This is a genomic window from uncultured Shimia sp. (assembly GCF_947498095.1).
Lineage (GTDB): Bacteria > Pseudomonadota > Alphaproteobacteria > Rhodobacterales > Rhodobacteraceae > Shimia.
On record NZ_CANMJE010000001.1, the window covers coordinates 175568 to 200872 of the forward strand.

Sequence of the window (25305 nt, forward strand, 5' to 3'; positions counted from 1 at the left end):
GCACATTCGATGCGACAGTTCTCATGGTGTTGGTATGACGCTAAGTGAGCAAGTGACGATTTGCATTACGATGGGTTTGCGTCCCAAAAACCTGCGCCGCACGCTGCAAAGTCTTGGCCCCGAGCTTCTCGATCTTCCGATAATCAGTATCAATGACTTTGGCGACGCGCCGACAAACGCCGTTTTCGACAGTCTATGCTCGGATGGGGTTCGGATCGATCTTGGCCAACAAGTGGGTCATCATCGCGCCGTTGACGCAATGTATCAACACGTGACCACACCTTATGTGCTACACTTGGAAGACGATTGGGTCTTCTCACGCTCTGATTTCCTGCCAGACGCGATCAAACTGCTTCGGGCAAACGCATCTATTGGGACAGTTTGTGTGCTTAAGCTTTCAGATTTTGATCTGACCAAAGAAAAACTTGCAAAAATCCCCTTCGACCAGAGCGACAGCATCCGCTTTGCGCGGCTCGATACGCCGGATGACAAATGTCATGAATTCACATTCAACCCGCACATTGCCCCCCTGACGCTATGGCAGGACCTGGGAGGATACGGGAACTTCAAACGAGAAAGTTATCTTTCTCGAAAGCTTCTATCCGAAGGACGGTTTGCTGCCTATCTGGATCCAGGCGCCTGCCACCATATTGGCCGTAGAAGCGTCTCATATCCGAAACAGGCAAAGGCCTTTCAAAGGGCCCTTGGTTGGTTTCGGCGCGGCCCAAAATAGGGCAGTGGTCGCCCGCGAGCGACCACCACAGACTTATCCAGGAAGTTTTGTCGTCCGCAAATACGGGAAATGCGTGGTGAAATCGCCGTACTTGGCCGTGGCGTCCTCATCGCTGACTGCGACCGGAATCACGACGTCTCCGCCAGGTGTCCAGTTGGCCGGAGTCGCCACGTTCTCGGCTGCAGTGGTTTGCAGGCCATCCAAGGCACGCAGGACCTCGGCAAAGTTGCGGCCCACGTTCATCGGGTAGGTCATCGACAGCTTCAATTGCTTGTCCGGGCCAACGATAAAGACAGACCGCACTGTCGCACTGTCCGCAGGCGTCCGCCCGTCAGGCATATAAGCATCGGCCGGCAACATGTCGAAAGCCTTGGACACAGCCAGCCCTTCGTCCGCGATGATTGGGAAACCAGCGGCAGTCCCTGCATAGCTTTCGATATGCTCTTTCCAGCCCTTGTGATCCTCGACCGTGTCGACCGATACACCGATCACCTTGCATCCCCGGGCAGCCCATTCATCTGCAAGTTGCGCAACCGCGCCAAACTCGGTCGTGCAGACCGGCGTGTAATCCTTGGGATGTGAAAACAGGATCGCCCAGCTGTCGCCGATCCAATCGTGAAACGTGATGGTTCCCTGATCTGTTTCAGCTGTGAAATTCGGCACCGTGTCGTTTATCCGCAAACCCATATTGATTCTCCCTGATAGGTTGAGACGAAGTAGATACGATGCACAGCAGCTTTGTATAGGGGCTTCTGGCAGCCATTTGCTTCAGGCAAGTGAGCGAATCCTTGCAAACTTCAAAAATTTGATCAAATTTTTCGTGACGCTACGGCAAATGCACTTGCGAGGGTTCATGGCCCCTGACAGAGTGCCTGCAAATTCTTGGAGGATTACCATGATTGAGAAACGTCAGTTCTACATCAACGGCGCTTGGGTTGACCCGGTGTCCCCCCGCGACATGGATGTCATCGACCCGGCCACCGAAGAAGTCTGCGCCGTGATTTCCATCGGCGACCGAGCGGATACAGACGCCGCTGTCGCCGCGGCCAAGGCGGCATTCCCAAGCTGGGCGGCCACGCCGCTAGAAGAGCGCATCGCGCTAATCCGCAAGCTGGGTGAAGTTTACAAGGCAGGCCGTGACGACATGGCCGAAGCCATGCGCGCCGAAATGGGTGCGCCGATCGATCTGGCTCGCACCAGCCAGTGGGGCACTGGCACGTGGCATATCGACGGGTTTCTCGACGCGCTGGAAGGGTTCGAGTTCGAAAGAGCCTATAAAGACGTCGACCGTATCCGGCTTGAGCCAATCGGCGTTTGCGGCATGATTACACCTTGGAACTGGCCAATGAACCAAGTGTTCCTCAAGGCCGTCCCGGCGATGGCCGTGGGCTGCACGATGGTCCTGAAGCCATCCGAGATCGCGCCCCTGTCTTCTATTCTGTTTGCCGAAATGGTCGACAAAGCCGGCTTCCCGGCAGGCGTGTTTAACATGGTGAATGGCGATGGTGTGGGCGTCGGTTCGCAACTGTCGGCGCATCCAGACGTTGACATGATCTCGTTCACCGGGTCGACCCGTGCGGGAACAGCAATCACCAAAGCTGCCGCAGATTCCCTGAAACGCGTCAGCCTAGAGCTGGGCGGCAAAGGCGCCAATGTGGTGTTTGCTGATGCGGACGAAAAGGCTGTCAAACGCGGCGTGATACACTGCATGAACAACACGGGCCAGTCATGTAACGCGCCAACCCGGATGCTGGTCGAACGCTCGCGTTACGACGAGGCCGTGGAACAAGCCAAAGCCGCGGCTGAGGCGACCACAGTCGGGCCAACCACGGAAAGTGGCCGTCATATCGGTCCCGTGGTCAGCGAGCTGCAATACAACAAAATCCAAGGGCTAATTGAAACTGGTATCAAAGAGGGCGCAACCCTCCTGGCAGGTGGCCTGGGCCGCCCCGAAGGCGTGAACAAAGGTTATTATGTGCGCCCAACGGTTTTTGCCGACGTAACCCCCGAAATGACCATCTATCGCGAAGAGATTTTTGGCCCGGTTCTGGCAATGACCCCGTTTGACAGCGAAGAGCAGGCGGTTGAGATGGCCAATGACACGGTTTACGGCCTGACGAACTACATCCAGACCGAAGATCCGGCAAAACGTCTGCGCATGGCGCGCGCCGTACGCTCAGGTATGGTGGAAACCAATGGCGTCGGCCGCCAGTTGGGCTCACCTTTTGGCGGCTACGGCCAATCGGGCAACGGCCGTGAGGGCGGTGTCTGGGGTATCGAAGAGTTCTGCGAAGTTAAAGCGATCTCGGGCTGCCCCTGGAAATAGGCTGACACGAGGAAACATCAAAGACGCCGGGGTAGTATCCCCGGCGTTTCTGTTTTTATCGATGCTTCGCATGGCCACAAATACACCGATTTGAATTGGCTCAGAACGGGGCTTTGGCGCGAAAACTCATGCCGCGACCGCCATCAGGGTGCTTCAGACGCAACTCTTCTGAATGCAACATGAGTCGATCATAGTCTTCACGTGCTGCGCCTTCGGCATAAAGCGGATCACCCAGAATGGGATGGCCCAACGCCAGCATATGCACACGCAACTGATGGCTGCGACCTGTCTTGGGCATCAGGCGCACGCGGGTTTCGGTATCCGTCTGTCTTAGCACGCGCCAATCTGTAGACGCTGCCTTGCCATTTTCATGATCCACCATCTGCCGGGGGCGATTAGGCCAATCCACGATCAACGGCAAGTCCGCGGTGCCGGTCTTGGGCTCCAGCTTTCCAGCCAGTCGTGCAACGTAGGTTTTCTTGGTATAGCGTTTTTCGAACTGCAGTCCCAAGTGCCGTTGGGCGTGCGGCGTCAGGCCAAACACCATGACACCCGACGTGTCCCGATCCAGGCGATGCACCAAAAGCGCGGTCGGAAAGACCAATTGCACACGGGACAACAGACAATCGGACAAATGCTCGCCCTTACCCGGTACTGACAACAAGCCCGCTGGTTTGTTCACCACTAGAATTTCGTGATCTTCATGCAGGACGTCCAGGGGGTCTTGCGGGGGGGTGTATTCAGATGAAACGGCCATGCGCCCGCTTTAGAGTGTGGCGCGACGCGGGGCAACCCAACGTCAGCCTTGATAGAGCGATGAATTTCGGCAGGCTTGGTTCAACCACGGAGGACGTTCCATGCACCCAACCATTCAACGCATGACCGATGTCATCGCCTCAGGCGACAACGCCAAGATCATCGAATTTCTTGCTGAGGATGTACAATTCCTCCCACCAACCTATTGGAAAACCTGGACAGGGCGCGAACCCTGTGCGGCGATCCTTGGTCATGTGGGGCAGATTTTTTCCGACTTTAGGTATCGCCGCTTCATGGGGGACGGCAATGACTGGGCCTTGGAGTTTCAATGCAAGATCGGCGATCTCGACGCAGTGGGGGTTGATCTCATTACGCTGAATGACGAGGGGCTGGTTTCAAAATTTGAAGTCGTAATGCGGCCTTACAAATCTGTGGGCGTTCTGCGGGACGAGATGATGGCCCGGGTAACGACAGACCCGCGGCTCCTGAAGTTTCAGGATGCTTTGAGCTAACTGTGATTGCGTCAGACCAAATCTTACGACTTCTGCTGGCATCTCTTTTGCTGGCGCAGGGGCTTTGGGTGCGGTGGCGCTCCCTTCAATTGCCAGAACCTCCAGGACCGCGCGCTGGTGGCACGGGCGAAGGGCTACGGCTCCTGATCCTTGGCGACAGTTCCGCTGCCGGGGTCGGGGCCACATCTCAGGCCACTGCCCTCAGTGGACAGCTAAGCGAGGCCCTAGGCACGAATGGCCCACTGACCTGGCATTTGGAAGCCGAAACCGGCGCAACCACCAAAACCTCTTTGTCGAAACTCGGGCAATTGCCTCAAATCCCTTTTGACATCGCTTTGCTGGTACACGGGGTGAATGACACCACCCGATTTCGGTCGAAAAAAAGGTTCCTAGCCCAACAAACCAAGCTGATTGAGCAGCTGAAGTCGACCCACGGGATCAGGCATTTCATTCTGTCCGGCCTGCCGCCCATGCATCACTTTCCGCTGTTGCCTCAGCCATTGCGCTGGGTGTTAGGGTGCCATGCCGCGCGGTTAGACAGGGTGTTGGTTGGATTGGCAGCTATGAGACCCGACTGCGATCACCTCGCACTGAACTTGCCTTATGAGCCGCGTTTCGTAGCCGAGGATGGCTATCACCCTTCGGAGGCGGCCTATGCCGAATGGGCTGCGATGTTGGTTCAGACAATGGACAAAAACAACCTGGACCCTCGCCTTGAAGTGGCTCGATTAGCGAGTTCGGAGTCATTCGCCGCCAATTGACCCAATCGGCAAAAAATCTATGTCCTCTCCTATCTGGAATTTGAGGAGTTTGGCTGATGAGATTTTTGTTGATCGTTGCGGGGCTGTTGTTAGGCTCACCCGCACTCGCAGATATGTCGCCGGCGGTTGATGGCTGTATCGACCAGCTACGCAAGGTTGGGGGGCCAGACGCCCGTAATGGCGGTGAAGTCTTGAGCCAGCAGTATTCCCAGGCAGGAACACTGGTGAAGTTGCGCGATGCCGGTGGAACGGTGTGGGAGTGCATTGGATACGAGGACGGTGCGGTCGGCGATCTACGCGTCGTTGAGGCGGCCGATGACGGACAGGGTGCAATGGCCGGATCAGCGGCGGGCATGAGCAACCAAACCGGAGACGTGCAGGTCAAATTTGCCAAGGGAACCAGCGGGGCAACGCTATCCAATGCACTGGGGTCATCGGACGCCGTACGTTATGTTCTGGGCGCCCGCTCTGAGCAGTTCCTGAACGTGGAGTTGCGTGGTAACAGCGACTTCTTGAACTACATTATCTATGTCCCAAGCGGCGACATCCTGTTTGAATCCAGCCAGGGCGGGTACAAGTATCGAGGCCAGCTTTATGAGAGCGGCGATCACGTGGTCGAAGTGTTCTACAACGGCGATCCCGGCACCGAAGGCGCGTTTGATATACTCTTTCAGATCGACTGACCCACAAAAAAACGCGGCTCCCATAGGCGCCGCGTTTTTTGGTTTCGTGATTAGGTCACTCAGACCTTTACGCGTTCCGATGTGGGATCATACATCGGCTTGAGCGACGCTTCGGCACGCACCTTGGTGCCCATAACGTCAATCTCATAGGTCGAGGCCAGAACGTCCGCTGCTTTTTCGCCAGCACATGGCACATAGCCCAGACCCATCGCGCCACCCAGATGGTGGCCATAGGACCCAGACGACAGGTAACCCACGTACTCACCGTCACGGATGATCGGCTCGTTGTGGTAGAGCAGCGGTTCCGGATCCGTCAGCTTGAACTGCAGCATTCGGTTCTGCGGGCCGGTTTCCTTGCGTTTCAACACGGCCTCGCGGCCGATAAAGTCCGGCTTGGTCGCCTTGACTGCAAAGCCAAGGCCGGCGTCAACAACGTGATCTTCGCTGGTGATGTCGTGACCGAAGTGACGGAAACCTTTTTCGATGCGGCAAGTGTCCATCATGTGCATGCCGCACAGCTTCAGACCCATGTCCTGACCCGCCTCGTAGAGGGTCTCAAACACATGGCCGGCCATGTCCGAGGAGATATAGACCTCCCATCCCAGCTCACCCACATAAGTCACACGGTGCACACGGGCCAGGCCCATGCCGATCTCAATTTCCTGTGCGGTGCCAAAGGGATTCACGTCATTGGTGAAAGTGTTCGGCGACACCGCTTCAAGCAGCGCGCGTGACCGTGGCCCCATGACCGCCAGCGTGGCCTCGGCCGCAGTGATGTCGGTGATCGAGACGTTGAAATCGCCCTTGTTCCGCTCCATCCAGACCTGATCGTGATAGCGCGTCGCGGCCGGGGTCACGACCAGATAGGTGTTGGTCGAAATCCGGGTGATGGTGACGTCTGCCTCGATACCGCCGGAGTGGTTGAGGAACTGCGAATAGACAATCTTGCCATGTGGCACGTCGTATTCGCCGCCCGCGATATAGTTCAGGTAGCGGGTGGCATCTGGTCCTTCGACGCGCAGTTTGCCAAAGGACGACATGTCATACATGCCGACGTTCTGGCGGATCGCCATGTGCTCTTCGCGCACGTTGTCGAAAAAGTTCTGACGCTTCCAAGTGTACTGGTATTCCGCCTCTTGATTGTCGCGGGCGAACCAGTTGGCACGTTCCCAACCGGCCAGTTCACCAAACACCGCGCCACGCTCTTTCAGGTGATAGTGGAATGGCGTGCGACGAATGCCTCGCGCGGTCTCTTTCTGACGGAAGGGATAGTGATCGGCATAAAGCAGACCCAGCGTTTCCTTGGAGCGTTCGTAAAGGTACTTCTTGTTGCCTTGGAAAGGTTGCATGCGGCTGATGTCCACATCACCCAGATCAAACGGCTTTTCGCCTGTGTCCATCCACTGCGCCAGCGCCATGCCTGCGCCACCAGCCGACTGAATGCCGACCGAGTTAAAGCCCGCGGCGACCCAGAAGTTGTTCAGTTCCGGCGCAAGGCCAAGGTGATAGGCGTCATCCGGCGTGAAGCTTTCGGGACCGTTAAAGAAGGTGTGAATACCGGCCTCGGCCAGCAGCGGCACGCGCTCGACTGCCATCTCGAGGATCGGCTCAAAGTGGTCGAAATCTTCGGGCAGCTGATCGAATTCAAAGTCCTTGGGGATGCCGTCATTGGCCCATGGCTTGGACTCGGGCTCAAACGCGCCCAAAAGGATCTTGCCTGCGTCTTCCTTGTAATAGGCATATTCATCGGGCACGCGCAGCACTGGTAGCTGCTTCATGCCGTCGATGTTTTCGGTCACGATGTAGAAGTGTTCGCAAGCCTGAAGCGGCACGCTGACGTCGGCCATCTTGCCGACCTCATGGCCCCACATACCACCACAGTTCACCACCATATCGCATTCGATGTGGCCCGAGGCTGTTCCGTCGTCGGATTCCCAATCGACGCCACGCACAAAGCGGCCTTCTTTGGCGATCCCAGTGACCTTGGTGCGTTCCTTGACGATGGCACCGCCAAGACGGGCACCTTTGGCCAGCGCCAACGCGATATTGGCCGGGTCGCCCTGACCGTCGAGCGGCAGATAGACAGCGCCTTTGACGCCATCAAGATTGATGTGCGGATAAAGCTCTTGCACACGCTCGTTGGAAATCTCTTCGACTTCGACGCCAAAGGCGCGGGCCATAGCGGCCTGGCGATAGATTTCTTCCTTGCGCTCTTCCGTCAGAGCCACCGTGATCGATCCACAGCGTTTAAATCCAGTGGCGACACCGGTTTCTGCTTCGAGGTTGCCGTAAAGCTCTTGCGAGTACTTGGCGAGTTTGGTCATGTTCGCTGTTGCCCGCAACTGAGCGATCAGGCCAGCGGCATGCCATGTGGTGCCAGAGGTCAGCTGCTTGCGCTCGAGCAGTACAACGTCCTTCCAGCCGAGTTTTGTCAGGTGGTACGCCACCGAGCAGCCAATAACACCGCCACCGATAATGACCACACGGGCCTTGTTAGGAAGATCAGCCATCAGGTTCTCCAACGATCTTGAGTCGGGCAAACAATGCCATTTTCACGCGACAGAAAATGTGCCGAATGCGTCACGGGATAATGGGGAAACACCGCGCTCATATACGCGCCTGTCTACGTTGCTTGCGCATGGCCAGCGGGGTGATTCCGAAAAAGGTTTTGTAGAGCCCGCTGAAACCGCTTCCAAAGCCGCAGGCCAGGCCAATTTCCCGCACGCTCATCGTTGTGTTCATCAACAGATTGTTGGCCTTGGCCAACCGCAATTCGCGGTAGTAGGTATTGGGCGTCGTGTCCAAATACATGCGGAATTTGCGCTCAAGAGAGCGATTTGAAATCTCAAGAACCCGCACGATTTCATTGATCGGAAGGGGCTCTTCGATGTTGGCGCTCATGAGTTCGATGCACTCGTCCAGCTCACTGTCGCCGGTCTGTGTCCCTCGCGTGCCGCTAAACGGTTGCTGGGTGGAAAAGTCCCGAATGCGCTCGTGCAGCAGGATGTCTGCCACTGTGTTGCGAATGGCTGCAGAGACGTGGCGACCGATCAAGGCCAATAGAATGTCCACAGTGGCTTCCATTCCGGCGCAGGTTGCAATCTGGCCGTCCTGCGCGGCCAGTGTGGCGCCTGATCTAAACGCGACATGCCGTTCGCGCTGCAACGTGGTGTTTTCCCAGTGCGTCGTCAGGGCTGCGTGTTTGTCACCATGTTCCGAGATATAACGGCTGGCGGCCTCGGACAGGAGGAACACCTGAGCGTCGCGGTGCGTGTATCTCGACAGTTTCGACCCCACGGCCAACGCCGGGTTGTCCGGGTTGGAATTGCCCAAAACAAATAGGTAATCCGCATCCGGACGGTCTGGCAAAGGCTTGGTCTCGACCAATGCACCGGTTCTGCTACGGACAAACCCACCAGTCAGCGAACGATAGGTCCACTCAAACAACGGACGAACGCTGACACGATTGGCGATCATCAGTACATCGACGACACCGGCCAGCTCTGTCAGCACAAAATCGTCAGCCACAAGAACGTCAAAATGCCAACGTTTCGTCGAGGCGAGGAATTGGCTTTGTCGGTTTTCAAAAGTCATAGTTTAAACCACCTCATGTCCGTACGCGCGCAAGCGCTTGGACAATTCCGAGATATGGTCGGGACCAACCTCGCAACAGCCGCCGACGATCGTGGCGCCCTGGTCGACCCAACCCATTACGAACTCGGCATAGGCGGCAGGATCCAAATCGCTGCGCTGCTCAAGCGCGTCTACAGTTGGCGCATCCTCAAGAAACCCTGCGGAGATTCGGGTGAACCCGTTCGCATAGGCACCAAAGGGCTTGCCAAAATCCTTGATGATCTCGAGCGCAGCCTGCACCGCCTCTGGGCGTGAACAGTTCACCAGAACGGCGGCGGGATTGTATTTGGCCACAAGTGGCCCAAGATCGCCCACGGGCTCACCTGACCGCAGGCGCGTGCCATCATCATCATCGACCGACACGGCGAGCCAGACAGGTTTGTCGGATTTCACCGCCGCCCGCAGCGCACCTTCGGATTGGTCAACTGAGGACATTGTCTCAATCAGCAAGATATCGACATGCGGTGACAAGAGACGCACAGGCTCTTCATACCTCTGCTCGGCTTCGGCGGGAGGAGGGCAAATATCAGGGCGATAGCTGGCCATCAGAGGCCCGAGCGACCCGGCGACACGGCCCGACCCGTGGGACTGTCGCGCGCTTTTGGCGGCGGTCGCGGCGGTGTCGGTCAGCTCTTCGATTTTGTCGGCAATGTCAGCGAGACGGCTCAGTCGGTCGCGCAACACTGCATAGGTATTGGTTGTTGCAACGGTTGCGCCCGCCTTGAAATAGGCGTCGTGGACCTCGCGCACCAGATCAGGGTGGTCGATCATCACGGAAGTTGACCACAACGGAGTCGCCCGGTCACCTGAGCGTTTGACCAGTTCCTGGCCGATGGAGCCATCCAAAAGCGTTATCTTGGTCATATCAGCATCTCCCGTGTACCACCGGGGCCGAATTGGCCCCGGTGAGGTTTTTTTTGAATCTCCCGCGATCAGGCGCGGATACGTTCGTTCTCCGGATCCCAGAGCGGCTGGTCAGGCTGCACGACGGCTTTGCAACGTGTGCCGTAGATTTCGACTTCGAGCTCAGTGCCAGGTGCGGCCAGATCGGCGCGGACCATGCCCAGAGCGACCGACTTGTTGATCCGGTAGCCAAAGTTCCCTGAAGTGGTTTCACCCACAACTTTGTCGTCATACCAGATGGTCGACATATAGGGGGCGTCGGCATTTCCAGCGTCAACGATCAGGGTGACAAAGCCCTTCTTCGCACCAGCCTGTTTTTCGGCCTGAAGTGCTGCTTTGCCGGGGAAGTCCTGTTCCTTGCCCAGACGCACGAAGCGTTCCAGACCACCTTCGAGCAGGGTGTAGTCGCTCGATAGATCGCCTTTCCAGGTCCGATAGCCTTTCTCGATCCGCATCGAGTCCAGCGCATACATGCCAAAGGGCGAGGCCCCGGCGGCACGCACGGCCTCATAGACCGCAGCGCTGTCTTCAAAGCTGGTGTGAACTTCCCAGCCCAGTTCGCCGCCAAAGAAGATGCGCATCAACTTGGCAGGCTTGCCAGCAAAGGTTGCGTCTTGATGGGTCAGCCAGCCTGTGGTGAGGTCGGCGTCGGTAAGGCCCGACAACAATTCACGCGATTTTGGCCCAGCAACCAGCATCGTGCTCCATTCGCGGGTCACGTCCACCAATTCGAGAGAACCATCGGCAGGCAGCGCCTTTTTGAGGAACTCAAAATCGTGCCATTGCGCCACGGCGGCGGTCATCAGCATGAATTCGTCTTCGTCAAAGCGTATGATCGTCACCTCGGTGATGATCCGGCCACGGCTGTCAGCAAAGTAGCCGAGGTTCATGCGGCCTGCTTTAGGAAGGGCGCCAGCAATCTGAGTGCGCAGCCATTCGGCAGCCCCCGCCCCTTTGAGCGTGTAGCGCGAGAAACCGGGCATATCGAGCACTGCCACGTTGTCACGGACGGCCTCAACCTCTTCCTTGACGCGGATGGCCCACGGACCTTCACGATCCCATGTGTGGGTGCCCTCTTCCGAGGTGTCATCGCCGTCCTTGGCAAACCAGTTGGCGCGTTCCCAACCGTTATAGGCACCCATCTGGCCACCATCGGCGATCAGGCGATCATGGTTGGCCGACAGTTTCTTGTCGCGACCGGCAGGCCATTCGTGATGCGGGAAGTGCATCGCATATTCGTGGCCATAGGTCTCAAGCGCCTTGGACAGGCAATAGTCATGATCCGCGTAATCAGTGTAACGACGTGGATCGACGGCCCACATGTCCAACTCGGTTTCGCCGTGCATGATCCACTCCGACAAAGTCTTACCTGCGCCGCCACCCTGAGCGATACCAAAGGTGAAGGAGTGCGCCTCGAACGCGTTCTTCACACCGGGCATCGGGCCGATCATTGGCAAGCCGTCGGGTGCATAGGGTATTGGGCCATTGATGTTGCGGCCAACACCAGCGGTGCCCAAGAGCGGCAGGCGCTCCATAGCGTCTTCAATGTACCATTCCAGACGTTCAAGATCGTCCGGGTAGAGCTGGAACGAGAAGTCATGCGGCATCGGATCTTCGGGTGTGACCCAGTGCGCCTTACAGTTCCGCTCGTAGGGCCCGAGGTTCAGACCGTTCTTGTCCTGACGCAGATAATAGGACGTGTCCACGTCGCGGATCATCGGCATCTTGTGGCCCTGTTCCTTGGTCCATGCGGCCAGCTCGGGGATTTCTTCGGTAAGGAAGTATTGGTGGCTCATGACGACCATTGGCACGGTCCGGCCGCCGAACGGCTTGAACATCTCACCGACGCGCTGCGCGTAATAGCCCGCACAGTTGGCGACATATTCACAACGGATATCACCTTTTTCAGTCTTCACGATCCATTCGTCGCCGTCACGCTCGATACCAGAGACCGGGCAGAAGCGTTCGATACGGCCACCGGCGTCACGGGCGCCCTTGGCCAGCGCCTGAGTGAGCTGCGCAGGGTCAATGTCGCCATCCAGCGGATCCCAGAGACCACCAGCCAGATCGTGTGTTTCGATAAAGGGGTTGTGCTCTTTCAGCTCATCCGGCGTGCAGATATCCATCTGCAGGCCCTGATAGCGACCCATGCCCGCCACCCGTTCGAACTCCTGCATCCGCTCTTTGGTATGCGCCAGACGGATCGCGCCGGTGACGTGGTAGTTCATCGGATAATCGACGTCTTCAGCCAGCGTGCGATACATGGCCGCCGAATAGCGCTGCATGTTCATCACGGCCCAGCTGCCTGCAAAGTTCGGCACGTTGCCTGCCGCGTGCCAGGTTGAACCCGCGGTCAGCTCGTTCTTTTCCAACAGCACACAATCAGTCCAGCCAGCCTTGGCCAGATGGTAAAGCGTTGAGGTGCCGACGACGCCGCCGCCAATAATGACCACACGTGCCTGGGTTGGGAAATCGGACATGGTTTCTCCTTATCAGTCCTTCTGCGGCACACCGTCCGCGATGTCGTAGTAATCACCCTTGTCAGAGACAAAGATGTGTTTCTCGAGTTTCATCCCCGTGGGGCCATCAATGGCACCAAGGGCAAAGCTGATCGTGTCTTCTGCGTGGGCCTTCCAGAACAAAAATGCCCCACACCGCGTGCACGAGCCGCGCTTGGCAACGTCGCTGGCTTCGAACCAGATCACATCGCCGGAAATCGTCAGATCGGTTTCGGGGACAAAGGCTGAAGACCATACGCCACCGGATTGCTTGCGGCACTGCCCACAATGGCAGAACGAGGGGCCTTGAGGGGCGCCCTGAACGGAAAATTTCACGTCGCCGCAAAGGCAGGATCCATTCAACATGCGCGCGCCCTCAGTAAACCGGTGGTGCGATCACCCAGATCGCAACAGCTGCTTCGTCGTAAGGGTTGGCCCAGCGATAGACCTCGCCCCGCAGGCGGAAACTGTCACCGGGTCCAACAGTGAAACTGCGGTCTCCGATGGTCAGGTCCAGACGACCCGAGATGATGTACCCCACCTCTTGCGTGGGTCGCTGAGCTGGGACCTGCATTTCTGAATGGGCCTGAAAGGTGGAATGCACCATTTCAAAATCATCCGTCAGGTCCGGCGACAAAAGCTCTTCGATCAGGCCTTCAGTATGCGAACCCATCGGGCGGCGCGAGCCCACACGCACGACGTAACCTTGTTCTTCAGCCGGAGCGTTGAAGTGGCCAAACAGCATCGACATAGGAACGCCCAGTACTTCGGCAATCTGGCGCAGGTCGGAGATCGAAGGCTCGGACTTGTCACGCTCAACCTGACTAACCCATCCGATAGAGCGGCCAAGCTGTTCGGCCATGTCAGACAGCGTCAGTCCGCGCGACTTGCGCAGCGCCCGCATGTCGGCGCCAAGCGTTCCCAGATCGTCCGGCATTTGATGCAACATAGCGCGATTCGCCCATGAAAAAAGTTCGTAGATTTTCACGATGCTTCATTTCCGTGAAATTTCCAAGACTTTTTTCATGACGCAGCGCAGCAATTCCCATTGCATTCGACGGGCCAATTGACCCGCCGTTCGTGCAAAATCATGAATCGAAGAAAGGCCTATTCAGGCGAGAGGAACAGTCCGAAACACCTTTGCGAGGATTTCCGACATGTTCTCAGCGTCTTCTTCGCGAAACGCATCAACCTGATTGCTGTCGATATCGAAGACGCCCAATAGCTGGCCGTCTCCGTTCATCACGGGCAGAACCAGTTCTGAACGCGTACTTGTGGAACAGGCAATATGGTCCGCAAAGGCCTCGACGTCGGGGACCAGCTGCACCTCTTGCGTTCGCGCTGCCGCTCCACAAACCCCGCGCGAAAAGGGAATAACCAGACAGCCGTGCCCTCCTTGATACGGCCCCACTTTGAGCAAATCCGGAGCGACGACACGGTAGAACCCGGTCCAATCAAACCGGTCATCGGCGTGATGAACTTCGCAGGCCACGGTTGCCATGAGGGACACAGCGTCTGTTTCGCCCTCGGTCAGAGCGTCCATGGTGCGGCGTAAGTCGTCATAATCTACGCGCATAGGTCAGACACGTTCGATCGCGATGGCCGTGCCTTCGCCACCGCCGATGCAGATGGCTGCAACGCCGCGTTTCAGGCCGCGTTTCTCAAGTGCGTTTAGCAGTGTGACCATGATCCTCGCGCCCGAGGCCCCGATCGGGTGGCCTAGCGCACAAGCGCCGCCATTCACGTTCACAATGTCGCGCGACAGACCCATTTCATGCATGAAGGCCATGGGCACAACGGCAAAGGCTTCGTTCACCTCCCAAAGGTCGACGTCATCTTTGGACCAGCCGATTTTCTTCAAGAGTTTCTGCGCCGCGGGAACCGGTGCCGTGGTGAACAAGCCCGGTGCCTGGGCGTGACTTGCATGACCGATAACGCGTGCGCGAATGTTTAGACCCTGTGCGGCAGCGACGTCTTCGGACGCCATCACCAAAGCCGCCGCCCCATCCGAAATCGACGACGAATTGGCCGCCGTGACGGTGCCTTCTTTACGAAAGGCCGGTTTCAGTTGTGGGATCTTTTCAGGCCGGGCATTACCGGGCTGTTCATCTTCACCAACAACTACATCGCCTTTGCGAGTGGCGAGAGTGACGGGAGCAATCTCACCCTCAAACGCGCCGGAACTCTGCGCTTCCAAGGCGTTGGACAACGATTTCAGGGCGTATTCGTCCTGTGCTTCGCGGGTGAATTGGAACGACTCAGCGCAATCCTCGGCAAAGGTGCCCATCAGGCGGCCCTTGTCATAGGCGTCTTCCAGCCCGTCGAGGAACATATGATCCTGAACCTGTTGGTGGCCGATCCGAGCCCCGCCGCGCATTTTGGGCAGGACATACGGCGCGTTGGTCATGCTCTCCATACCACCCGCAATCATCACGTCACGGTCGCCAAGCGCAATGGCGTCAAAGCCCATCATCGCGGCCTTCATGCCAGAACCACACATCTTGTTGAGCGTGGTGGCCGGCACGTCTTCGCCCAAGCCGCCAGCAAATCCGGCCTGCCGTGCGGGTGCCTGACCTTGACCCGCAGGCAGAACGCAGCCCATCAGCACCTCGTCCACGGTATCGGTCTTGGCATCTGCCAGCGCCGCTTTAATCGCAGCCCCACCCAGCGCAGCGGCCTCAACACCATCAAAGGCGCCTTGAAAGCCACCCATCGGAGTCCGGGCGGCCCCGGCAATCACAACAGTTTTCATTTCGGATCTCCTATAACGACCTGCGTCTTTGGCCCGTTCCTGAAGCCAAATCATTGCGAGGATGTTTCAGGCCATTTTGGCCACATCTGTGACCAAGGTCCATTCCGCAAAAATACGGGAGGCACACACCGATTGGTAAGATTTGGCCCCTAGGGTGAGCGCAACACTATTCAGGAAAGGGTTGGCAATGAACCTGTCGAGTAAGGCCGAAAACGGGGCGTTGGTGGTTACTGTGAATGAAACCCGCATTGATGCGGCCGTCGCCATCCAGTTCAAGGACAAGATGCGCGAAGAAACCGAAGATGCATCAAACCGGGTCGTGTTGAACCTTGCCCAGGTGGATTTCATCGATTCGAGCGGACTGGGAGCCATCGTAGCTGCCATGAAGCAACTGGGCAGTGACCGTCGGCTGGATCTGGCGGGATTAAATGAAAACGTGGAGAGGGTCTTTCGACTGACACGCATGGATACCGTTTTCAAAATCCATTCCTCGCTCGGGGAAGCACTTGCGGGGTAAACTGCTGCCAGCACGCTGTCGGCCCTCATCTCAACCGGGACCAGTGGTCATGCCTCAGGAAAAGAAATGCTTTTCAGTTCGCTTTCCTGGCTCTCCCAGAGGGGTGCGCAGGGCGCTCTTGATCATTCGCGCCGAAATCAAATCTGCCGAGGTGGACAATGACTTGTTGGGACGCGCGGAAACCGTTTTAGCCGAAGTGCTGAACAACGTGGTTGAACACGCCCTGGACGACAAACACCCCGGTCTGGTCGAAGCCAAAGGGGAAGCGGTCAAGACCGGTTGGCAGTTCAGTGTCATCGATAATGGATGCCCACTGCCCGACGGTAAGATACCCGGCAAAGCCCTGCCAAGGATCAACACCCCGCTTCAGGATCTTCCCGAAGGAGGATTCGGATGGGCAATGGTGCACATGCTGGCCCGCGACCTGACCTATCAGCGCAGATCAGGCCGCAATAGCCTGAGCTTTCTTATCCCATTTCACTGACTTGGGAATTGGCAATTTGAAACCCCGGCCCTACTGTCACTTTTACCACGCGAGGGGACAGTACATGCGAGACTTTCAATTACCGGGTCGGTCCGGAGTGTTTGCAGAAAACGGGATATGTGCCACATCCCATCCGTTGGCCGCGCAATCCGCTCTTGATATTCTAAAGCAGGGCGGAAATGCGATGGATGCCGCCATCGCGGGCGCAGTTTTGCTGGGTATCTGCGAACCTCAAAGCACGGGCATTGGCGGAGACTGCTTTGCCCTGGTGTCGCCGGCTGGCAATGAAGATGTTTTGGCCTTCAATGGCTCGGGGCGCGCACCTGCGGCAGCCTCGGCAGCGGATTTGCGTGCCAAAGGAATGAAAGCAATCCCGTTGTTCAGTGCTGAAGCTGTCTCATTGCCGGGCGCCATCGACGGATTCTGCCAGCTCAGCCAGACCTTTGGCAAGCTTGGCATTGATCGTATTCTGCAACCTGCCATCCACTACGCCGATGCAGGTGTTCCAATCTCGCCCCGGGTCGCATTTGATTATGAGCAAGGTGCCAGTATCCTCAAAGGCGCAGCCCGCGACCATTACCTGATCGACGGAGAAGCGCCCCGCATTGGCCAGATGTTCCGCTCGCCGGGTCAAGCCGAAGTCTTGCGCCGCATCGCCGCCAAAGGGCGTGACGCATTTTACGAGGGCGAAATTGCCGAGGACATGGTCGCGGCCCTGCGCGCGGCCGGTGGCGTCCACGACATGGCGGACTTTGCTGCTACTCGGGGCAATGCCACTGATCCCGTGAGTGGCCTTTACAAGGATATGGAGTTGATTGAGCACCCACCAAACGGACAAGGCGCGACGGCGATCCTCTTGCTCAACATCCTCAAGCATTTCGACATCGCCAGCATGGATCCGTTCGGAGCGGAGCGCGCCCATATCGAAGCCGAAGCTTCAAAGCTGGCATATGATGCACGAAACCGGTTCATCACAGACCCCGATCATACAACGCGGCTGGATCACATGTTGGCTGCCGAAACGGCGGCGAAACTGGCCGCATTGATCGATCCCAAACGCGCTATGAAAGCGGCTAAACCGCTGAGCGAGACGGTTCACAAAGACACTGTCTACATTACAGTCGTGGATCGCGACCGGATGGCCGTGTCACTGATCTATTCGATCTTTTATGGCTTCGGCTCGGGCATTGCGTCGGAGAAATTCGGCATTCTGATGCAGAACCGTGGTGCGGGCTTTACCCTTGAGGAAGGGCATCCAAATGAGTTGGCGGGCGGCAAGCGCCCCATGCACACCATCATTCCCGGAATGCTTCGCCAAGACGGACAGGTCGTGATGCCATTTGGCGTGATGGGCGGCGCGTACCAACCGAATGGCCACGCCCGGTTCCTGTCAAATATGGTTGATTTCGGCATGGACCCACAGGGCGCTATCGACGCGCCGCGATGCTTCTCGGAAAATGGCGAGATGAAAGTTGAACGCGGATACTCTGACCACGTGCGCCAAGAGCTTGCAGATATGGGACACAACGTGTCGATACCCCCGGGCCCTATTGGCGGTGCTCAGGCGATCCGACTTCACGAAAATGGCGTCTTGGAAGGCGCATCAGACCCCCGCAAAGACGGCTGTGCAATAGGATACTGAACAATGGCGATCACCCCTGTAAAATCACTCGTTGCCAAGGCAAAAGAAGAGATTGAAACCCTGTCGCAAGAAGATGCCCAAGCACTCGTGGCCGCAGGCAAGGCGCGGTTTGTCGACATCCGAGACATCCGCGAACTGAAGCGCGAAGGCCGTATCACGGATGCAATGCATGCGCCGCGCGGCATGCTTGAGTTTTGGATGGATCCGGCCAGCCCCTACCACAAGGTCGAGTTTGCAACGGACAAAAAGCTTATTCTGTTTTGTGCAAGCGCCTGGCGATCCGCGTTGGCTGTGAAGACCCTGCAAGACATGGGCGCCGAAAATGTGGCCGAGATGGAAGGCGGTTTCAGCGCGTGGAAATCACGCGGTGCCCCGATCGACACTGCGTAACGCTGCCCTGGAAATCTGGATTAGTTCAGCTGGAAGTGCAGCGGATAAGCGCCGTCTTCAAACGGGCCAAAAAGGTCACCGATATCCGGATGGCTGACAGGCTCGCCGGAATAGTCGGCGATCAGGTTCTGCTCGGACACATAGGCGACATAGTAGGTCTGATCATTTTCCGCCAAAAGGTGATAAAACGGCTGATCCTTGACCGGACGTACGTCCTCGGGGATCGCGTCATACCATTCATCGGTATTGGAAAACTCTGGGTCTACATCAAACACGACCCCCCGAAAGGGATACTTTCGGTGACGGACAATCTGCCCGAGATGATATCTTGCACGTGTCTTCAACATTACTTGCAGCCCCTACCCCTCAAAGGTAGACCTTTCAAGGGCCATTTGTCCAACGCTCGGAGCCTTTTTTAGGGAAACAGTCTGTGAACCTTGCCTTAACAGTCCTCGAGATCGTTTCGCCGGTATTCCTGTTGGCGGGCATTGGCTTTGCATGGGTCAAAGCCGGGTTTGAATATAGAATTCAGTTTGTTACGCGCTTGGCGATGACGCTAGCTGTGCCCGCTCTGATTTTTGTCGCCCTGATGAAAACCAAGGTGGATTTGGCCGCTTTGGGCCAGCTGACGCTTGCTTCGGTCGTGGCCTATGGGCTGGTTGGCGCCGCTGGGGGCCTGATTTTGGCGATTTTACGCCTAAATCAACGCACCTATCTGGCGCCCTTTATCTTTGGCAACACCGGAAATCTTGGGTTGCCGTTGGCATTGTTTGCATTTGGACAGCCAGGACTAGAGCGCGCGGTCGTTCTGCTCGCGGTCAGTGCCGTGCTGTCATTTACAATCGGGATCTGGCTTGTGGCAGGGCGCGGGTCGTTTCTGAAGATCCTGAAAGAGCCCATGATTGGCGCCACCTTGTTGGGGGCCGTGTTCCTGTGGCAGGGCTGGGAAACGCCTCGTTTCCTTACAAATACACTTGAACTGGTTGGCCAGATGGCCATTCCGATGATGCTGATCACATTGGGCGTCGCGGTGGCGAGGCTTACACCAGGCCGCGTTGGAATTGCGATTGGATTGTCCCTTGTCAAGCTGGTGCTTTGCGCTGCGATTGCCTGGGGTGTTGGGTTGGCCTTTCAGCTTGATGAAATTTCTTTTGGGGTGCTGGTGCTGCAACTGGCGACGCCTGTCGCGGTCACCGCATATCTTTTGGCCGAGAAGTATGGTGCGGACAGCGAGGCCGTGGCCGGTTTTGTCGTTGTCTCGACCCTAACGTCCGTTGCCGGTCTGCCTCTTTTGATCGCACTTCTGGTCTAAACGCGGCTTTGTGATTTCCCCATCCGCAGCAATCGGGTAGACTGCAAAAAAATACAAAAACATAGCGAGAGGCAGATGAGCAGATTCTTTCGCGCGCTGATGATCTTTGTGCTGGTCGCATCCTGTGGCGGAGGAGGGTATGATACTCCGCCGCGTAATCTGGATGATGCCTGTTCAATCCTGAAACAGCGCCCGCAATTCATCAAGGCGTTCAAGGCCACCCAGCGCAAGTGGGGGGTCCCGGTCAACGTGCAAATGGCCATCATCTATCAAGAGAGCAAGTTCGACGCTGATGCGCGAACGCCCTATAAATACGTGTTGGGCGTGCTACCGATGGGCCGCCAGAGCAGCGCCTTTGGCTATTCGCAAGCGCTGGACGCAACTTGGGATCAGTACCGCCGCGAAACCGGCAGCCGGTCTGCCCGTCGCGACAACATCCGCGATGCGACAGATTTCATGGGCTGGTACATGAACGAAACCAAAGAGCGTAACGGCATATCTCTGAGCGACGCGCGCAATCAGTATCTGGCCTATCACGACGGCCATACCGGCTTTGCCCGCGGGACGTACAAAAACAAGTCCTGGCTGATGCGCATTGCGCAAGAGGTCCAGGATCGGGCCGTGATGTACCAGTTCCAGCTAGAGAAATGCGCGCGTATTCGCTGACGCAAACATGGGTCGCGCGATTTACTGCGTGCGGCCCATATGAAGCTCAATGTTGAAGAGCGTGTTCTTCAGGTTAAGCCCAACATCCATGTCACCCAGAATGACAGTGGTTTTGCCACCAGACCCGTCATTGATGATCCACTGACGCAATTGCACCGGGTCGGCGGTAAACATTAGCTGAATGTTGCCATATTCCGGATGCTCCGGATCTTGCGCCGTAACCACCGTGGCTGTGCCGTCAAACGAATGGCCGACCACCATGTTGGCTTTGTCCAGATCTACCTTGCGCGCAAGGATCACCGACAGCGGCGTACGTTTCAGCGGATAGGTTTCCGGGGGTTGGTTCGATCGCCCGTCAAAAATCGCGACTGTGTTGGCACTGGCCAAGACCATTGCCTCGGCAGGGGGATCATACTCAAATCGCACGCGGCCAGGTCGTTTTAAGTAAAACTGGCCGGTCGAAATTGATCCGTCATCGTTGACCTGCGTAAAGGCAGTCTTGGCCGTTTTGAGATCGTTGAGATAGTCCGAAATATCCTGCAGCGGTAGGATTTCGGCCATCGTGGGCAATGCCATTGCCAGAAACGCGGCGGGCGCGGTGAGGATACGCAACATCTTCATGCCTCATAGGTAGTCATTGGATCGTGCCAGATACACCCCGGCACGATCACATTTGCGCGTTTCCGCCGATTACTGCTCGGGCACCAGAATTTCGCGCTTTCCGACATGGTTGGCAGCGCTGACCAAATTCTGATCTTCCATCTGTTCGACCAATCGGGCCGCTTTGTTGTAGCCAATCGCCAATTTGCGCTGGATGTACGAGGTCGAGCACTTGCGATCCTTGATAACAATCGCCACGGCCTGATCGTAGAGCGCATCTTCGCCATCCGTGTTGCCACCCAGCCCAAGAACTGCATCAATATTGTCAGCGGCACCTTCTTCAGGCCCCTCGACAACACCGCCAACATACTCTGGCTCTCCAAAGCTCTTGAGATGGTTTACTATCTCTTCGACCTCTTCATCACTGACAAAGGGGCCATGGCAGCGCGTGATCTTGGCGCCACCCGCCATGTAGAGCATGTCGCCCATTCCCAACAGTTGTTCGGCACCCATTTCACCCAGAATGGTGCGGCTATCGATTTTCGAGGTCACCTGGAAAGAAATTCGGGTGGGGAAGTTCGCCTTGATCGTACCGGTGATCACGTCGACCGAGGGGCGCTGAGTTGCCATGATGATGTGAATACCTGAGGCTCGCGCCATCTGCGCCAGACGCTGGATACAGGCTTCGATCTCTTTACCCGCGACCATCATCAGGTCAGCCATCTCGTCGACGATAACCACGATGTATGGCATCTTTTCTGGCATCAACTCTTCAGTCTCGAACACTGGTTCGCCGGTATCGTCGTCAAAACCCGTCTGGACCGTACGGCTGAACATCTCGCCCTTGCCTAGCGCATCCGCGACACGGCCGTTGTATCCGTCGATATTGCGAACGCCCATTTTGGACATCTTGCGATAACGCTCTTCCATCTCGCCGACGACCCATTTCAGGGCAACAACCGCCTTTTTGGGGTCCGTCACAACGGGGCTGAGCAAGTGGGGAATGCCATCATAGACGCTGAGTTCCAGCATCTTGGGATCGATCATGATCATGCGACACTCTTCCGGGGTCAGGCGATAGAGCAGTGACAGGATCATTGTGTTGATCGCCACGGATTTACCCGAGCCGGTTGTCCCTGCGATCAGCAGGTGAGGCATCTTGGCAAGGTTTGCGACAACCGAGTCGCCGCCGATATCCTTACCCAGAGCCAGTGGTAGTTTCATGTTGGTGTCATCGAAATCACGGCTAGACAGAATCTCGCGCAGGACCACTTTTTCGCGGTTTTCATTTGGCAGTTCGATACCAATCACGCTGCGGCCCGGCACCGTGGACACACGGGCAGAGAGGGCCGACATGGAACGTGCAATGTCATCGGACAGGCCAATTACGCGCGACGCTTTAAGACCCGGCGCGGGCTCAAGCTCGTACATCGTGACCACGGGGCCCGGACGCACACTGACAATCTCGCCTTTGACGCCGTAGTCGTCCAGAACCGCCTCAAGCATCCGAGCGTTTTCTTCCAAGGCCTCATCGCTCAGGTGATGCCGTTGAATGTCCATAGGGTTGGCCAACAGGTTGAGCGGAGGCAATTCAAACTCGGCCTTATTGTCCTCGAACGCGAGCGAGGGCTGCGCTTCGGCTTTGGCACGCGTCGACGGTTGCACCGCCTTGTTTTGACGTGGCTGTACGACCTTGCGAGGTTCTGCCGTAGGAATGACAGGCGCCTGTGGCGTCGCGACCGGCTCGTGTTGCAAGGGCAATACGTCCATTGATGACTCGGCATCCATTGCGGCCGGGGATGCTGTCAGCGGAGGCTCAGGAGGCAAACCGTTATGCGGTGCTGCGTTTAGTATCAAGGGATCCGGACCACGTCCCTGGGTTAGGGGCGCTACTTCCTCGACTGGCGGTTCCTGCGGATACTCCGACTGTTCCTTGCGCGTGCGGATCACGTCGGCGATCTTGGCGCGGATACGGTCTTCTCCGGGTGCATCGTCGAAATCATCGGCAAAGACGTTTTCGACCAACTCGGGTTCGGGCATGGGGTCTGTGCGCTTGATCAGCGCGGGCATGCGAGCCAACAGACCAACCTTGGCAGGCGCTTCAGGCTCAACCGGAGCTCTCAGCTTTGGCTCGGCTTCGAGAACCACGTCATCCCAACCGGTCTGGGCCGCGGCTTGCATTTCTGCTTCGGCGTCCGCTTTGCGTTCTGCCCGGCGTTGCTTGGCGTTTTGTGCTGCTAGCGCCGCACCGCCCATTCCTTTGCCCAAAAGGGTCATGATCTGTGCATAGCTCAGGATCACGCCAACAATCAGAAAACGTACAATCTGTTTCAGTTCGGGGCGCGTGAAGCCAAGGACAAAGGCTGCCAAGGTTACAAAGGCGAGGCCGACGACCAAAGACATCACTTTGAGCCCGGTCGCAGCACCAATTGGAAGGATTGTCAGGACAGCGCCCAGAACGGTGTCGCCAAACAGGCCGCCCAGACCAAAACTATGTGTCCAGCTTGATCCGGGAACGAGAGTAGAGGCATAGACAGACGCCAAGGCGATCATAATGGGTGCAAAAATAACGCGGCTGAGGGCCCGGTCTTCTCCGACATGCAGGACGAACCGAAGACCCCAGGCTCCAAACAACATGGGCAAACCCCAGCTGCCCCAGCCGACAATCATGAACAAGGGTGCGGCGATCGAGGCGCCCAAACCACCCATCCAGTTTTTGACAGGGGCATCCGTTGCAGAGATCCAGCTGGGATCATTGGGGTCATATGACGTGATCATGGCCGCGGCCATACATCCCAGGACGATCAGCGCAATGCCAACCAGTTCCTTGCCGCGTTTCTCAATAGCGGCTTGTGTCGTGCTATCCAAAAGTGGATCTCGGCCCCTTGCCTGATATGCCATACTCGTTCCCTCGTTCTTATCCGTAGAGACAGTCGCGCAATGTCGTCAGCGCGCGCTGTACCTCGGTTTTTGGAGCCACCAAGGCGACTCGAATAAATTTTTCGCCGGGGTTTCCGGCTTCTGTATCGCGGCTGAGATAGGCTCCGGGCAAAACCCGGATGCCAGTCTCAGTCCATGCTTTCATCGCAGCAGCTTCGCCCTTGTCGACAGGTAACCACAGGAAAAACCCTGCTGGCGGGCTGACATAGCCGGGAACCCCCGACAGGATATCATCCGCAGCCTCAAACTTCTCGGCATAGAGCGCGCGGTTTTCGACAACATGCGCCTCGTCGGCCCAAACCTTTGCCGCCGCCATCTGCAACGGCAAAGGCAACGGCGCCCCGGAATAGGCCCGCAGCTGACGAATACGGCGAATGCTCTCTGGCCCGCCTGCAACGAACCCCGAGCGCAATCCTGGAAGGTTCGAGCGTTTGGACAGCGAGTGAAACACCACCACGCGCTCTGGATCGGCGCCCAGTTCGGCCGCCATCTCCAGAGCGCCCACAGGCGGTGTGGTCCGGTAAATCTCGGAGTAGCATTCGTCAGCAAAAATCTTGAAATCGTGTTTTTCGGCCAGCGCAAACAACGTTGACCAATACGCTCGATCCGCCACCGCCCCCTGCGGGTTGGAGGGTGTACAGATATAGGCGATTGCGGTGCGATCCAGGGCATCGGCCGGCAGGCCTGCGTAATCTGGCAGAAACCCGGTCTCGGCGGTGGTGTTGACGAACACCGGTTCGGCCCCGACGGAAATCGCGGCAACGGCATAGACTTGGTAAAACGGGTTTGGCGTCAAAACGACAGGGCGGTGGCCGTTCTTGGTTTCGGGACACAGCGCCATTGCCGCGTTGTAAAGCCCTTCGCGTGTGCCGTTCAAAGCCATGATCTGGCTCTCCGGCACAGAAACATCATACCTCTGCATGATCCAATCAGAGATCGCGTCCAGCAATTCGGGCGCGCCCTCGTTCGGGGGATAGCGGTTAAATCCTTCGGCGTGTTCGGCGATGACATCCGTAACCCAAGCCGGAAACTTATGTTTCGGCTCTCCGATGGTCATATGCACAACGTCGCCGCCGGGCTGATGGTGATCCAACAGCGCGCGCAAACGCGGGAACGCATAAGCCGGTAGGTTCGAGAACCGCTCGGGAAACATCTTCAACTGCCTCAAGGTTCGGGGTCATTGCGCCCCGTTTGACC

The 25305-nt window shown here is 57.2% G+C and carries 25 protein-coding genes; 11 read left to right on the forward strand and 14 right to left on the reverse strand.

All coding sequences use genetic code 11. The features are described from left to right. Positions 1-34: 34 nt before the first annotated feature. On the forward strand, positions 35-733 hold the full coding sequence (locus Q0932_RS00895; protein ID WP_299348619.1) for a glycosyltransferase: 699 nt from the start codon (positions 35-37) through the stop codon (positions 731-733). Between the two features lie 33 nt (positions 734-766). Here the strand turns inward: Q0932_RS00895 and Q0932_RS00900 are convergent, their stop codons facing one another. Continuing rightward, a complete protein-coding gene (locus tag Q0932_RS00900) occupies positions 767-1420 on the reverse strand; it encodes a peroxiredoxin (protein ID WP_299348623.1) in 654 nt (217 codons plus the stop codon). 208 nt (positions 1421-1628) lie between these two features. On the opposite strand from Q0932_RS00900, the gene Q0932_RS00905 reads away from it, so the two are divergent. Next, positions 1629-3059: an aldehyde dehydrogenase family protein gene (locus Q0932_RS00905; protein WP_299348625.1), complete on the forward strand. Its 1431-nt coding sequence runs from the start codon at positions 1629-1631 to the stop codon at positions 3057-3059. A gap of 100 nt (positions 3060-3159) precedes the next feature. Here Q0932_RS00905 and Q0932_RS00910 read toward each other — a convergent pair whose 3' ends face one another. Continuing rightward, the gene (locus Q0932_RS00910) at positions 3160-3816 is read right to left on the reverse strand and encodes an RluA family pseudouridine synthase (protein ID WP_299348627.1); all 657 of its coding nucleotides are present in this window, start codon (positions 3814-3816) and stop codon (positions 3160-3162) included. A 100-nt stretch (positions 3817-3916) separates the two neighbouring features. Between Q0932_RS00910 and Q0932_RS00915 the strand changes: the two genes are divergently transcribed. From Q0932_RS00915 to Q0932_RS00925, 3 genes are all read left to right on the forward strand, one after another. Then, a complete protein-coding gene (locus tag Q0932_RS00915) occupies positions 3917-4327 on the forward strand; it encodes a nuclear transport factor 2 family protein (protein WP_299348629.1) in 411 nt (136 codons plus the stop codon). Between the two features lie 68 nt (positions 4328-4395). Beyond that, positions 4396-5088: an SGNH/GDSL hydrolase family protein gene (locus tag Q0932_RS00920; RefSeq protein WP_299348631.1), complete on the forward strand. Its 693-nt coding sequence runs from the start codon at positions 4396-4398 to the stop codon at positions 5086-5088. Between the two features lie 56 nt (positions 5089-5144). Further along, positions 5145-5771, forward strand: coding sequence for a hypothetical protein (locus Q0932_RS00925; RefSeq protein ID WP_299348633.1), 627 nt, complete (start codon positions 5145-5147; stop codon positions 5769-5771). Between the two features lie 59 nt (positions 5772-5830). Here the strand turns inward: Q0932_RS00925 and Q0932_RS00930 are convergent, their stop codons facing one another. From Q0932_RS00930 to Q0932_RS00965, 8 genes are all read right to left on the reverse strand, one after another. Then, positions 5831-8281, reverse strand: coding sequence for an FAD-dependent oxidoreductase (locus Q0932_RS00930; protein WP_299348635.1), 2451 nt, complete (start codon positions 8279-8281; stop codon positions 5831-5833). A 97-nt stretch (positions 8282-8378) separates the two neighbouring features. After that, complete coding sequence (locus Q0932_RS00935; protein WP_299348637.1) at positions 8379-9365, reverse strand: helix-turn-helix domain-containing protein; 987 nt, start codon at positions 9363-9365, stop codon at positions 8379-8381. 3 nt (positions 9366-9368) lie between these two features. Then, positions 9369-10268: a homocysteine S-methyltransferase family protein gene (locus Q0932_RS00940; protein ID WP_299348639.1), complete on the reverse strand. Its 900-nt coding sequence runs from the start codon at positions 10266-10268 to the stop codon at positions 9369-9371. Between the two features lie 68 nt (positions 10269-10336). Continuing rightward, positions 10337-12787: an FAD-dependent oxidoreductase gene (locus tag Q0932_RS00945; protein ID WP_299348641.1), complete on the reverse strand. Its 2451-nt coding sequence runs from the start codon at positions 12785-12787 to the stop codon at positions 10337-10339. Positions 12788-12799: 12 nt separating this feature from the next. Beyond that, the gene (locus tag Q0932_RS00950) at positions 12800-13171 is read right to left on the reverse strand and encodes a GFA family protein (protein WP_299348643.1); all 372 of its coding nucleotides are present in this window, start codon (positions 13169-13171) and stop codon (positions 12800-12802) included. Between the two features lie 10 nt (positions 13172-13181). Continuing rightward, positions 13182-13754 (reverse strand): XRE family transcriptional regulator, encoded by a 573-nt coding sequence (locus Q0932_RS00955; protein WP_299348644.1) that lies wholly within the window; start codon positions 13752-13754, stop codon positions 13182-13184. 162 nt (positions 13755-13916) lie between these two features. Further along, positions 13917-14381, reverse strand: coding sequence for a GAF domain-containing protein (locus tag Q0932_RS00960; protein ID WP_299348645.1), 465 nt, complete (start codon positions 14379-14381; stop codon positions 13917-13919). Positions 14382-14384: 3 nt separating this feature from the next. Continuing rightward, positions 14385-15557, reverse strand: coding sequence for an acetyl-CoA C-acyltransferase (locus Q0932_RS00965; protein ID WP_299348647.1), 1173 nt, complete (start codon positions 15555-15557; stop codon positions 14385-14387). A gap of 187 nt (positions 15558-15744) precedes the next feature. On the opposite strand from Q0932_RS00965, the gene Q0932_RS00970 reads away from it, so the two are divergent. The 4 genes from Q0932_RS00970 to Q0932_RS00985 all read left to right on the forward strand — a co-directional run bounded on the left by Q0932_RS00970 (position 15745) and on the right by Q0932_RS00985 (position 18590). Beyond that, complete coding sequence (locus Q0932_RS00970; RefSeq protein ID WP_299348649.1) at positions 15745-16074, forward strand: STAS domain-containing protein; 330 nt, start codon at positions 15745-15747, stop codon at positions 16072-16074. A gap of 49 nt (positions 16075-16123) precedes the next feature. Beyond that, positions 16124-16558, forward strand: a complete 435-nt coding sequence (locus Q0932_RS00975; protein WP_299348651.1) for an ATP-binding protein — start codon at positions 16124-16126, stop codon at positions 16556-16558. 64 nt (positions 16559-16622) lie between these two features. Then, entirely contained in the window at positions 16623-18200 is a 1578-nt protein-coding gene (locus tag Q0932_RS00980; protein ID WP_299348653.1) for a gamma-glutamyltransferase family protein, read from the forward strand. Positions 18201-18203: 3 nt separating this feature from the next. Beyond that, complete coding sequence (locus Q0932_RS00985) at positions 18204-18590, forward strand: rhodanese-like domain-containing protein (RefSeq protein ID WP_299348655.1); 387 nt, start codon at positions 18204-18206, stop codon at positions 18588-18590. Positions 18591-18610: 20 nt separating this feature from the next. Here the strand turns inward: Q0932_RS00985 and hspQ are convergent, their stop codons facing one another. Continuing rightward, the gene (hspQ, locus tag Q0932_RS00990) at positions 18611-18937 is read right to left on the reverse strand and encodes a heat shock protein HspQ (RefSeq protein WP_299348657.1); all 327 of its coding nucleotides are present in this window, start codon (positions 18935-18937) and stop codon (positions 18611-18613) included. Between the two features lie 83 nt (positions 18938-19020). Between hspQ and Q0932_RS00995 the strand changes: the two genes are divergently transcribed. Both Q0932_RS00995 and Q0932_RS01000 read left to right on the forward strand, forming a co-directional pair. Further along, positions 19021-19902 (forward strand): AEC family transporter, encoded by an 882-nt coding sequence (locus Q0932_RS00995; protein ID WP_299348660.1) that lies wholly within the window; start codon positions 19021-19023, stop codon positions 19900-19902. A 75-nt stretch (positions 19903-19977) separates the two neighbouring features. Then, positions 19978-20568 carry a transglycosylase SLT domain-containing protein gene (locus tag Q0932_RS01000; RefSeq protein ID WP_299348662.1) on the forward strand — a complete coding sequence of 197 codons (591 nt, stop codon included), beginning with the start codon at positions 19978-19980 and terminating at the stop codon, positions 20566-20568. A 21-nt stretch (positions 20569-20589) separates the two neighbouring features. Here the strand turns inward: Q0932_RS01000 and Q0932_RS01005 are convergent, their stop codons facing one another. From Q0932_RS01005 to Q0932_RS01015, 3 genes are all read right to left on the reverse strand, one after another. Beyond that, positions 20590-21183, reverse strand: a complete 594-nt coding sequence (locus Q0932_RS01005) for an outer membrane lipoprotein carrier protein LolA (RefSeq protein ID WP_299348665.1) — start codon at positions 21181-21183, stop codon at positions 20590-20592. Positions 21184-21258: 75 nt separating this feature from the next. Continuing rightward, positions 21259-24069 carry a DNA translocase FtsK gene (locus Q0932_RS01010; RefSeq protein ID WP_299348668.1) on the reverse strand — a complete coding sequence of 937 codons (2811 nt, stop codon included), beginning with the start codon at positions 24067-24069 and terminating at the stop codon, positions 21259-21261. 16 nt (positions 24070-24085) lie between these two features. Continuing rightward, entirely contained in the window at positions 24086-25261 is a 1176-nt protein-coding gene (locus Q0932_RS01015; protein ID WP_299348671.1) for an aminotransferase class I/II-fold pyridoxal phosphate-dependent enzyme, read from the reverse strand. Between the last annotated feature and the right edge of the window lie 44 nt (positions 25262-25305).